The organism is Desulfofundulus australicus DSM 11792 (assembly GCF_900129285.1).
Lineage (GTDB): Bacteria > Bacillota > Desulfotomaculia > Desulfotomaculales > Desulfovirgulaceae > Desulfofundulus > Desulfofundulus australicus.
In genome coordinates this window covers 23,716-34,867 of record NZ_FQUW01000032.1, presented here as the reverse complement: position 1 = coordinate 34,867, position 11,152 = coordinate 23,716, and the positions used below count along the sequence as shown (strand labels likewise).

Annotated in this window: 8 protein-coding genes, 1 CRISPR repeat array and 1 riboswitch; of the genes, 6 read left to right on the top strand and 2 right to left on the bottom strand. The window is 54.5% G+C overall.

Annotated elements, in window-relative coordinates:
- Positions 1 to 219, bottom strand: a 219-nt coding sequence (gene tnpA / locus BUB44_RS11670; RefSeq protein WP_073166550.1) for an IS66 family insertion sequence element accessory protein TnpA, incomplete at its 3' end; no start/stop codon positions are given.
- Between the two features lie 119 nt (positions 220 to 338).
- A CRISPR array of direct repeats spans positions 339 to 1,391; the repeat unit is 37 nt; unit sequence GTTGCACCCGGCTTCCATGCCGGGTGAGGATTGAAAC.
- 258 nt (positions 1,392 to 1,649) lie between these two features.
- Here tnpA and larC point away from each other — a divergent pair.
- The 3 genes from larC (at position 1,650) to BUB44_RS11650 (ending at position 5,493) form a co-directional block, all read left to right on the top strand.
- Positions 1,650 to 2,843, top strand: coding sequence for a nickel pincer cofactor biosynthesis protein LarC (gene larC, locus BUB44_RS11665; protein WP_073166547.1), 1,194 nt, complete (start codon positions 1,650 to 1,652; stop codon positions 2,841 to 2,843).
- Between the two features lie 388 nt (positions 2,844 to 3,231).
- A riboswitch (cyclic di-GMP riboswitch) is annotated at positions 3,232 to 3,318 on the top strand.
- Positions 3,319 to 3,736: 418 nt separating this feature from the next.
- Entirely contained in the window at positions 3,737 to 3,937 is a 201-nt protein-coding gene (locus tag BUB44_RS11655; protein ID WP_073166543.1) for a hypothetical protein, read from the top strand.
- Entirely contained in the window at positions 3,934 to 5,493 is a 1,560-nt protein-coding gene (locus BUB44_RS11650) for a methyl-accepting chemotaxis protein (protein WP_073166540.1), read from the top strand. Before BUB44_RS11655 ends, BUB44_RS11650 begins: the two co-directional genes overlap by 4 nt.
- A gap of 194 nt (positions 5,494 to 5,687) precedes the next feature.
- Here the strand turns inward: BUB44_RS11650 and BUB44_RS11645 are convergent, their stop codons facing one another.
- Positions 5,688 to 6,863, bottom strand: coding sequence for a YkvI family membrane protein (locus tag BUB44_RS11645; protein ID WP_073166538.1), 1,176 nt, complete (start codon positions 6,861 to 6,863; stop codon positions 5,688 to 5,690).
- 131 nt (positions 6,864 to 6,994) lie between these two features.
- On the opposite strand from BUB44_RS11645, the gene ytxC reads away from it, so the two are divergent.
- The 3 genes from ytxC (at position 6,995) to thrS (ending at position 10,875) form a co-directional block, all read left to right on the top strand.
- Entirely contained in the window at positions 6,995 to 7,873 is an 879-nt protein-coding gene (ytxC, locus tag BUB44_RS11640) for a putative sporulation protein YtxC (RefSeq protein ID WP_073166535.1), read from the top strand.
- Positions 7,874 to 7,956: 83 nt separating this feature from the next.
- Complete coding sequence (locus BUB44_RS11635; RefSeq protein WP_073166554.1) at positions 7,957 to 8,565, top strand: DUF445 domain-containing protein; 609 nt, start codon at positions 7,957 to 7,959, stop codon at positions 8,563 to 8,565.
- A gap of 399 nt (positions 8,566 to 8,964) precedes the next feature.
- Positions 8,965 to 10,875 carry a threonine--tRNA ligase gene (gene thrS, locus BUB44_RS11630; RefSeq protein ID WP_073166533.1) on the top strand — a complete coding sequence of 637 codons (1,911 nt, stop codon included), beginning with the start codon at positions 8,965 to 8,967 and terminating at the stop codon, positions 10,873 to 10,875.
- Positions 10,876 to 11,152 lie beyond the last annotated feature (277 nt).

Sequence of the window (11,152 nt, the reverse complement as noted above, 5' to 3'; positions counted from 1 at the left end):
CTCTTCTATAAATGACTGGTTGCTTATTTCCACCGGCAGCCACCGATTTGATTTTCCTGGGGTAACTCCGTTCCGGTCTTTAAACTTTCGCATCCAGTACCATAACTGCCTGGGGCTGATGCCTTCATGGGCGGCGCACCATTCTCTGACGCTTTGCCCACTCATCTTGTATTCGGCTATTCGGGTTTCCCATAGCGCTTCCCGTTCGGCTTTGGTCATAAGAAAAAATCCTCCTCATCGAGCTTTTATCTGAGGAAGATTATCCCTTAAACTTGGGTATTATGCCAAGGTGGGTTGTATTTGACGCTTACATAATGATGATGAGGAGGAGGTATCAAGTTGCACCCGGCTTCCATGCCGGGTGAGGATTGAAACCGCAGCAAGCTTATCACGCATATTTGCAGGGTAGGCGTTGCACCCGGCTTCCATGCCGGGTGAGGATTGAAACAAATAATGCGGGGGGAATTGCACCGGGCTGAAGATGGTTGCACCCGGCTTCCATGCCGGGTGAGGATTGAAACATGGAATACTGGCAGATAACGTTATTACAAAAGAGTTGCACCCGGCTTCCATGCCGGGTGAGGATTGAAACTTTCGATGCCTTTGTCAACGCTTTGTGCCGCCATATGTTGCACCCGGCTTCCATGCCGGGTGAGGATTGAAACGCCCATACCACGGATAACCAGGTCATCCACGGTCAGAGTTGCACCCGGCTTCCATGCCGGGTGAGGATTGAAACACTGAAACGGAAGGGGGTCAGATTGATGGGCAAAGTTGCACCCGGCTTCCATGCCGGGTGAGGATTGAAACATTCGATTTACTGCCAAATCGTCCGGCTACCGGGGTCGTTGCACCCGGCTTCCATGCCGGGTGAGGATTGAAACCTGCTCAAGCTTTGCGAGGACGCAGGCTTATCCCTGTTGCACCCGGCTTCCATGCCGGGTGAGGATTGAAACTTTCTGCCGGCGTTAAGCTGGGCATTCCGGAGATTGTTGCACCCGGCTTCCATGCCGGGTGAGGATTGAAACCTTTTTCGATATTCTGATACTGCCGTAGTGATATGTTGCACCCGGCTTCCATGCCGGGTGAGGATTGAAACAGCTCATCCATAGTCATACCGGCGGAGGTAGCCGTGGTTGCACCCGGCTTCCATGCCGGGTGAGGATTGAAACTTTATCTCGCTCACAATGTGCCGACCAATCCTTAGAGTTGCACCCGGCTTCCATGCCGGGTGAGGATTGAAACATCAGTCTTGATCCGCTCGATAAGTTTCTGCCAGCCGTTGCACCCGGCTTCCATGCCGGGTGAGGATTGAAACCAGGCCTTATCTGCTTTCCTCTTAAGCTGATAGGCCGTTGCACCCGGCTTCCATGCCGGGTGAGGATTGAAACTAAGGGCTTATCTCCGCAATAAAAGCGATGCTAAAAGTTGCACCCGGCTTCCATGCCGGGTAGTATATTTAAGAACACTAAATTTGAGGCTGAAGAGTGGATTAATTAAAGCTAATAAGGGGAGGAATCGATTAATTTATTCCAATTCTTTTATGCATTATTCAATATCGTTTAGTCTTGCCAGGGTTCTTAACTTTGTGGCATTTATTTTTAAGTACTCCATTAAAAGTTAATTTATAGGGGGAAGGAGTCTTCGACGTGAAAATTCTTTACCTGGACTGCTTTGGCGGTATCAGCGGTGACATGATGCTGGGGGCGATGATAGATGCCGGCGTTTCCCCGGCGGCTGTTCAGAGCCAGCTGGAACTCCTGGGGCTGGAGGGCTACTCCCTGAAAATTTTCCAGGACAAAACCCGCGGTTTCCGGGGCACCAGGTTTGTGGTGGAGGTGGAATACGGCCACCAGCCGCACAGGACCTGGGAAGATATCAGGGGCATTATTGAGGACAGCAAGCTGCACCCGCAGGTTAAGCGTCATGCCCTGGAGATTTTTGAAAAGTTGGCCCTGGCGGAAGCCAGGGTGCACGGTGTCGAACCCCGCCATGTTCACTTTCATGAGGTGGGGGCGGTGGACTCAATAGTGGACATCGTGGGGACGGCCATTGCCCTGCACGAGGCGGGTGTGGGGAAAGTTTATTCTTCTCCTTTGCCTGCCGGTTACGGCACCGTGCAAACCCGCCACGGTATTCTTCCCGTTCCCGCACCGGCTACCGCCGAGCTTCTCCGGGGTTTCCCCATCCGGCCGGTGGATGTGGAAGGGGAACTGGTCACCCCTACGGGGGCGGCCATTGTTGCTGCCCTGGCCGGGGGTTTTGGCCCCCTGCCAGCGATGAAAGTGGAGAGCATAGGCTACGGGCTGGGAAGTAAAGATTACGGCATCCCCAACTTTTTACGGGTTTTTCTCGGCAGGGCCATTGAACAGCAGGTGGGGGAGGAGCAGGAGATTTCCGTTTTGCAGACCACCATCGACGATATGAATCCGGAGATCCTGGGGTATGCGGCGGAGAAACTGCTGTCCTCGGGAGCCCTGGATGTGTGGCTTACTCCTGTCTTCATGAAAAAAGGCCGGCCGGGAAATTTGTTGACCGTGCTCTGCCTGCCGGAGAAAGAAGGGGAGCTGGTGCAGCTTATTTTTGCCGAAACCAGCACCCTGGGCGTACGGAGGCGCCGGGAAAAACGTTCTTATCTATCCCGGGAGCATATCCTTGTGCAGACGGCATACGGGCCGGTGCGGGTGAAGGTTGCCGCCTGCGGCGGGGAGGCGGGCCGGCAGGTAAGCCCGGAATACGAGGACTGCCGCCGGCTGGCCCGGGAAAAGAATGTCCCTTTAAAAAATGTATATATATGTGCCATTGAGGCAGCCCGGGAGGCTTTGTGTAGATTTGGGGAGTGATTGCAATGCACAATGATTTAACTTAGAAGAATCAGCGAAAGTTCCCTGGCGGTGGTTACCCCCAGTTTTTATATTACCTGAATGCTTCGGAACAATTTGACAGGTCAATCACTAACTTGATTTCGACAATTTTTTGTGATAACGTAAATATGGTGATTAATTGGCACAAGCTTCCTATCTTAGCTTGCACAGAGCCATAGAACGGGGGTTTATCAGGCTGTACAACCTCATTGCCACCATATCGGAAAACACCAGAAGCTTCGCGGTCCTGATAAACAGCGGCAACCGGGTGAGCCATATGAACCGTGCGGCCGCCGGCCTGTTCTTCGGTTTGGACAGCTCCGGCGCGGACTATCATCAAAGTAAATAGAGAAGTCCCTTTCGCAATCCCGATTAAAGGCAAAGCCATTGAAAAATGGCGGCGCAAAGCTATAGGGGCTAAGGCGAACAAACGCTATGCCAGCCAGCTGCCGGGTTAAGGTGCAAATGTGTGTATTCTGAGCAGGACCCGCCCTAACCGGCTGGGTCCTTAATTATTATGCTGGAGAAATTGTTATTCACCTCTCCATATTAGTTTACTTCAGAAGGAAAGAGAAAGTATGAACGACCACAAAATTAACTGGAAAGAAAACTTCGGTGTCTTCGCACATTTAAGTAACCGTATTGCCGCAAAGCGACAGAACAAATGTGCGGGGGGGGTATTATCTTCTAGTGATGGCAACATAATCCACCCGTATAAAATGAACTTTTTCCCTCCCTCCCCTGATTGTCCACAAAACAAGGGACCTCCTGCCTCTTTTACTTCCGCCTGGAAATTCCCAATTCATTCAAAGCAGGTTAGCCTAAAACACCAAAGCTCTTTGCAGCCATAAGGAAGGTGAACAGGAGGTCCCATGTTATCTCCCGCCATACAGCCCATTCTTACTATAGCCCGCCCGTTTTTCCCCGACAGTGCCCTGGAGGAACTCCTCCGAACCATCCCGGAATGCACGGACGAATACCAGCCCCCGGACGTCTCCAAAGATCAGCATACGCGGATCATCCTGGTTAAAGTTCTGGACAGGCTCTTCGGTACGAGGGGGAACTTGAAATGAGAATGTCCATTGGGATGAAAATCGGCGGCGGTTTCGTATTGCTGCTTCTTTTCATGGCTGCCGTGGCAATCCAGTCGTCGCTCATAATGGGGAATACGATCTTGAATGCCGCCAATGTCGATCAGCGGGTGGTACGCCTCAGTCTTGACTATCAGATTGTCGACGCCTACAAGGAAGCATCAAGAGACCTGCGGGCTTACCTCCTCTATGGTGACGAGAAATACTTAAACGAATACAAAAAGGATATCGAGAACACGCAGACCCTGCTGGAGAAACGACTCAACAACTGTTCTGCCCAGACCCGGCCCAAACTGGAGGAAGTGCTCGCCAAGGTCACTGAATACGACCGCCAGCTTACCAGCAATGCAATTCCTCTGGCCAGGGAAGGCAAGTTCCAGGAAGCAGTTGCCGCAGCACAAAGCTTCGCTTCGTATGCCAACGACGCTGAAAAGATTCTGGCCGAACTGATTATGGAAAATGAGCAAAAGACCGGGGACGTCGTGGATAATATGCAGGCCAATGCCGCCCGCGGCCGCTCTCTGGTTATCCTTGTGGGCGTTTTTGCTCTGGTCGTCGGGCTCCTCATAGCAGTGTTTATAACTCGCATGATCACCCGTCCGATCCTGGCCACCGTTCGCGAAGCGGGCCGTATCGCTGAAGGCGACCTCACGGGCGAGGAACTGGTGGTGCGCACCCGGGACGAGGTTGCTCGTTTAGCCGAGGCTTTCAACCGCATGCGCACAAACTTGCGTGAGATCATCGGCCAGGTAGTCCAAACGTCCAAGCAGGTGGCCGACTCGGCCTCCCAGCTTGCCACCCAGGCCGAGCAGACCGCCGCCGGGGCAAACGAAACGGCCGCCACCATGAGCGAAATGGCCTCGACCGTCGAACAGGTAACCGAAAATGTGCAGAAGGTTTCAGCGGCGGCCGAAAAGGCTGCGGCCCGGGCCGCCGAAGGTGCCAGGGGTGTCGAGCGGGTTATCGGGCAGATGAAAGCCATTGAGCAGGCAAGCGCCAACGTTTCTTCCGCCATTAATGCTCTCAACCAGACCGCGGGCCAGATTACCCAGATAGTAGACTTGATCACCCAGATCGCCGACCAGACGAACCTGCTGGCCCTGAATGCCGCCATTGAAGCCGCCCGCGCCGGGGAACAGGGCCGCGGCTTCGCCGTCGTCGCCGAGGAAGTCCGCAAGCTGGCCGAGCAGTCGGCCAACGCCGCCAAAGAGATCTACGAGCTGATCACCACGGTCCAGGACGAGTCCAGGAAGGCGGTCGAAGTCATGGCCGCCGGGGCGGCGGAGGTCACAGAGGGAAGCAAGGTGATCAACGAGGTGGGGGCCAATATCAAGGCCATCAACCTTGCCATCGAGGATGTTGCGCGGCAGGTCCAGGAGGTGGCCGCCGCTGCGGAAGAAATGTCGGCTGGCGTGCAGAATGTTGCCGGGACAACAGAAGAGCAGACGTCGGCAATGGAGGAAGTCTCTGCCTCTACCGAAGAGCTTACCGCGCTGGCTGGCGAACTGGACAGGTTAGCCGCACGCTTCCGCGTGTAGGGTCCCCGACCGCCGGTGGGGATTGATTAACGCAAAAGCTTTTAGGATCTGAGCAGGGGGCGGCGCTGGTCGCCCCCGTATTTCACCCCGTTACACGGCGACTATAAGGCAATGCGGCTGCAGAAATCCCTGGCGGGGCAAGCCTGATACTTTTTGTAATTTTTCAATTTATCTGAAGCGGTGAATCGTAACTTCTAATTGGATTCATTACCATCCTTTCCCTCTCCAGCCAACTCCTCAGCCACCTCGAAGGCCATGGCCGGGGTGGGTTGGCGGGCCAGTACGGCCTCTCTAGCCTCCACTGCTGGCTTTACCTTTCTATCCTTAATAAAACCGTATACCAGGGAACCCAGGAGTAAAAACCCCGCGAAGCCCACCGCCGGGAATAGCGTGCCCACCAGATTTGAAAAACCAAATTGCGCCAGGCCGAAAGCAGCCGCTCCCGCCCCTAAGGTAATCCAGCGGTACTTTGCCGTACCCTGTTTGCCCATCCTGGCTACGAAGCCGTAAAGACTGCTAACTGCCGTGGTATAAATTTCGGCGAGAAGCACCATGGTATACCCGATACGGGCCAGGGGTGAAATGGTGCCGGCCACGTAGATCATTGGTATTTCAAAGTTTGCCGCCCGGCCGATATGCGTTAAAATAGAAAGGTTGATGGCGGCGGCCCCCACTCCCAGGCCAATTCCTCCCAGAATGGCGCCTATTTTCAATCTCCGGGCATCGGACATGCTGCCCACGGGAGCAAGTATGGCCACTGAAAGCACCAGGTTATAGGAGGCATATAAAAGGGCAGTTAAAGGCCAGAAGGGTACCGGTGCCTTCCCCGGATTGGCGTAAACCCGGAGCGTGGAAAGGAGGGCACCCGGGTCCGTGGCGATGGTGTAAATAGCCACCCCAAAAACTGCGGCCAGAAGAAGCGGCACTACGAAACTGATGGAAGTAACCACTCCGGCAATCCCGGTAAGTACCGTTACAAGGGAAATAACGATCATTGCAAGGCTTCCCCAAAGAAAGGGCAACCCCAATTGTTCCGTAAAAATTGCCCCGGCTCCCGCGCCCATGGTCACCAGGCCGCCAAACAGGAAAAGGGTAATTACCCAATCTACGGCCGTACCTATCCATTTCCCGCCGGCATAACGCACAAGGGGCAGGTGGGAATCCGCGTGAAGCCTCCTCCCCAGGTCTAAAATCAGGTAACCAAAAAAAGCCAAAAGAATGGTTGTCAATACCAGTCCCAGTATTCCGGGCAGGCCAAAGTAACCGAAAAACTGCAGTACTTCCTGGCCGGAAGCAAAACCTGCCCCCACCACTGTTCCTATGTAAGTTGCGGCGATTGTAAAAACGGAAAGCTGCTTTTTCCTGGTCATATCCTTATTTTTAAATAAATGGCCGGGGTTTAAACGCTTAAAGATACTTTCCCCACAACATTACGGGAAAGGCTGGTTGTATACCGGTTTTCAGCCGCACATATACTAGAACGGGAAGGAAGGTGACCTTGATGACCGGAGTCTCCATCGGGACGGCCCGGCAGATAGATTTCTTGAAGTTTCGCCTGGGACGCGAAATGAAAAATCTGGAAAAAGAGGGGCTCAAGGTCAGCTTGCAGGAGAGCTCGGCCGGCAAGTTTAATTTTGTCTCCTGCCAGGTTATGCCCGGTGGAGGGCAGAGGGAGGACATTCAGGATGTCTTTCACCGCCGTATTGCGCGGACGCTTTCGGAGATAATTCTGGGTCAATGGCAGCAGTGGTTGCTTAAAGATATAATCCGGGAGAACTATTATTATTTTAATGAAGAGGAACGGCAGAATATATACAGGTATGCCCTGAGCCATCTGGGCTACGGCAGGGACGAGCAAAACCCGGTCTACAAGCACTTTTTTAAGAAGAAAATAATGGATAAAATACTGGAATTTTTACGGCAGAACAACCAGATTATTGTAGAAGGTTTTATCCGGTTCCGCTTGAAGGATTATGTGGAAGAGCTGGCCCGGGCTGTGGAGAAGGCAGTGGACGATTTCCTGATGGAAAGGGAATACCAGGAATTCATCCAGCTGCTGAAATACTTTGTGGAAATCCAGGAGTCCCGGGTGGAGCTGGTGCATGTGGTCAAACTGCCCGGTGGAACATACACCCTACTGGACGAGCAGGAGCAGGTTCTCAAGGTGGATTATCTGGAAAATATATTTATGGATCTTACCGACGGTGAAATTACCTATGAGGATATGCTGATCAGCACCCTTATTACCCTGGCACCCAGGAAAATTATTATTCATGATGCGGGTTCCGGACCGAAGAGCACCGTTATGGAAACAATCAACCTTGTCTTCTGGGGCCGGGTGCGGGAATGCCGTGGTTGCGCTTTGTGTCAAAAAAAATAGTTTGTTGCCTGTTTTTTTTTGTTCTGGTATATTTGTTCTGGTACTTCTTTTTGGGGGCACAGCACCTGAACGGGGTGAGGGATTTGCACTGGACACAGGTCGTGCTGTTGCCGGTGGGAGGGGCGCTGATCGGGTGGGTGACCAACTGGCTGGCGGTACGCCTTCTTTTTCGCCCCTACAAACCTGTACGTGTGCTGGGCTGGACCATACAGGGTCTGGTTCCTAAAAGGCGCGGTGAACTGGCCAGGGTTATCGGCAGGGTAATCGAGGAGCAGTTGCTGCCCAAAAAGCTTATCCTGAACTACCTGCAATCCCAGAAGTTAAGCGAAGAACTCATTTCTTCGGCAGGTACGGCAGTTCGTGTCCGGGTGATGGACAGGCTGCCCGGTTTTTTACCCCTGTCCCTGCGGCGTATTATTTCCGACGCCCTGGCCGAACAAATTATGAGGGAATTGCCCCCCCTGGTCGGGGAACTGGTGGAGCGTTTCGGGGAAAAGCTGGAAAAGGATCTGTCGCTGGCAGAGGTCGTGGAGGAGCATATGAATAATTTTTCCCTGGAACAGCTGGAGGAAGTGGTTGTTTCTGTCTCTTCCCGGGAACTAAAGCATATTGAGATCCTGGGCGGGGTGCTGGGGTTCCTTATCGGTCTTTTGCAGGTGGGTATATCCCTCCTGCCCGGTTATGCCTGGTAAAAAATGATGCTTCCAGCGGGGCCGTGTTGACACGGCTGCAAAACCCAAATATAATAACGGGGAGATTATTCCTTCAAATATGGAACCGGTGATGAAGGGGAAGAGTAGGTCCACCGGGTGCCGTCTCCAGAGAGGGGGTGCCGGGGCTGGAAGCACCCCCGTTGGCAGGGACCGAAAACCACCCCGGAGTTGCTCGCTGAACGCCGCAGGTGCGGTTATTAAGCGGAGCCGGCGGGCGCCGTTACGGCCCATTGAGCGGGCTGGCCGGTTTATTTTGCCGGTTGGCCAAGCAGGGTGGAACCGCGGAGTCTCTTCGTCCCTGAAAAGGGGCGATTTTTATTTTCCGGCAACTCGAACAGCGGGAATTAGGAATTAATGCTTGCGGAAAGGGGATCTGTTATGGTCAGGGTAACTTTAAAGGATGGTTCCGTGCGGGAATACGAAGCCGGTACCCCTTTGATGCGCGTGGCGCAGGACATCAGCCCCCGGCTGGGCAGGGAGGCCCTGGTGGCGGCTGTGAACGGGCGGCTGGTGGACTTGAGCCATGCTTTATATGAAGATGCCACCGTTGAATTCTATACCTTTGATGACGAGCCCGGGCGTGATGCTTTCCGCCACAGTGCCGCCCATGTCCTGGCCCAGGCGGTGAAGCGCCTGTTTCCGGAAGCCAGGCTGGCCATCGGCCCGGCCATCGCCGGAGGGTTTTATTATGACTTTGATGTGGATAAACCCTTCACCCCGGAAGATCTGGAAAAAATCGAGCGAGAGATGCAGGCCATTGTTAAGGAAGACCTGCCCATCCGGAGGTTTGAAGTGTCCCGGGAGGAGGCGCTGGAGCGTTTTTCCGCCGCCGGGGAAAAGTACAAGGTGGAGCTGATCAACGACCTTCCGGAAGAGGCGGTGATTTCCTGCTACCAGCAGGGGGAATTTGTGGACCTGTGCGCCGGCCCCCATATTCCTTCCACCGGCCGGCTGAAAGCCCTCAAGCTGACTTCCGTGGCCGGAGCTTACTGGCGGGGCGATGAGAGAAACAAGATGCTCCAGCGCATTTACGGCACCGCTTTCCCTAAAAAGTCCCAGCTGGAAGAGTACCTCTTCCGGCTTGAAGAGGCCAAACGCCGGGACCACCGGAAGCTGGGTGCAGAACTGGACCTGTTCAGCATTCAGGAGGAGGGGCCGGGCTTTCCCTTTTTCCACCCGAAGGGCATGGTGCTGCGCAACCAGCTGGAGCAGTTCTGGCGGGAGGAGCACTACAAGCGGGGTTATCAGGAGATCCGTACGCCGATAATTTTAAACCGCTCCCTGTGGGAAAGATCGGGGCACTGGGAGCATTACCGGGAAAATATGTACTTCACCCGCATTGACGGTACGGAATACGCCATCAAGCCCATGAACTGCCCGGGCGGCATCCTGGTTTACAAGAGCCGCCTGCACAGCTACCGGGAGCTGCCCATCCGCCTGGCGGAGCTGGGCCTGGTGCACCGCCATGAGCTTTCCGGGGTGCTTCACGGGCTAATGCGGGTGCGCTGCTTTACCCAGGATGATGCCCACATTTTTATGCTGCCCTCTCAGATCCGGGAGGAAATCATCGGCGTTATCGACCTGGTGGATTATTTCTACAGCATCTTTGGCTTCAACTACAAGGTAGAACTTTCCACCCGCCCCGAAAAGTCCATGGGTTCGGACGAGATCTGGGAGATGGCCACCACCGCCCTGGAGGAGGCCCTCAAGGCCAGGGGGATGGATTATAAGGTAAATGAGGGGGACGGGGCCTTTTACGGGCCGAAAATTGACTTCCACCTGGAGGACTGCCTGGGGCGTACCTGGCAGTGCGGCACCATCCAGCTGGATTTTCTCATGCCCGAAAAATTCGACCTCACCTATGTGGGGGAAGACGGCCAGAAGCACCGCCCCGTGATGATCCACCGGGTAATTTTCGGCAGCATTGAACGGTTCATTGGCATCCTGACCGAACACTTTGCCGGTGCCTTTCCCACCTGGCTGGCTCCGGTGCAGGTCAGGGTTCTGCCCATCGCCGACCGCCATGCTGATTACGCCCGGCAGGTGGTGGAACGGCTGGAAAGGGAGAATATCAGGGTGGAGCTGGACGCCCGCAACGAAAAGGTGAATTACAAGATCCGTGAGGCCCAGGCACAGAAAATACCCTACATGCTGGTAGTGGGTGATAAGGAGGCCCGGGAAGGCACGGTGGCGGTTCGCCACCGCGCCCGGGGCGACCAGGGGGCCCGGCCCGTGGAGGAATTTGTGGCCGGCATTCTGGAGGAAATCCGCACTAAAGCTATTGGTTAGGAAAGTATGAAGGGGTGGTTTTTTCGGTTGTTCCAGGCCTGAAGTATCCCCAGTTTTTTAAAGCCCCTGTTTTGGCTCAGTAGCGAGCGACTTGAGCTGAGCGGCCAGCCAAACTTAGCGAGGCGAAAAGCGAAGGCAGGCCCGAGGGCATGGATGCCCGAGGCCGGCAACTGAGGCAGGATGCCGAATTTGCCGGGAAGCCTGCCGGAGCTTTGAGCCGAGTTTTAGTTTGGCCCGCGAGGCTCACCGGAGCGAGCGAGAGCCAAAACAGGGTAGT

Excerpts from the sequence above, each read along its gene's own strand:
- BUB44_RS11645 (WP_073166538.1), bottom strand. The coding sequence starts at position 6,863 with ATGACCAGGAAAAAGCAGCTTTCCGTTTTTACAATCGCCGCAACTTAC.
- thrS (WP_073166533.1), top strand. The coding sequence starts at position 8,965 with ATGGTCAGGGTAACTTTAAAGGATGGTTCCGTGCGGGAATACGAAGCC.
- ytxC (WP_073166535.1), top strand. The coding sequence starts at position 6,995 with ATGACCGGAGTCTCCATCGGGACGGCCCGGCAGATAGATTTCTTGAAG.
- BUB44_RS11655 (WP_073166543.1), top strand. The coding sequence starts at position 3,737 with ATGTTATCTCCCGCCATACAGCCCATTCTTACTATAGCCCGCCCGTTT.
- BUB44_RS11650 (WP_073166540.1), top strand. The coding sequence starts at position 3,934 with ATGAGAATGTCCATTGGGATGAAAATCGGCGGCGGTTTCGTATTGCTG.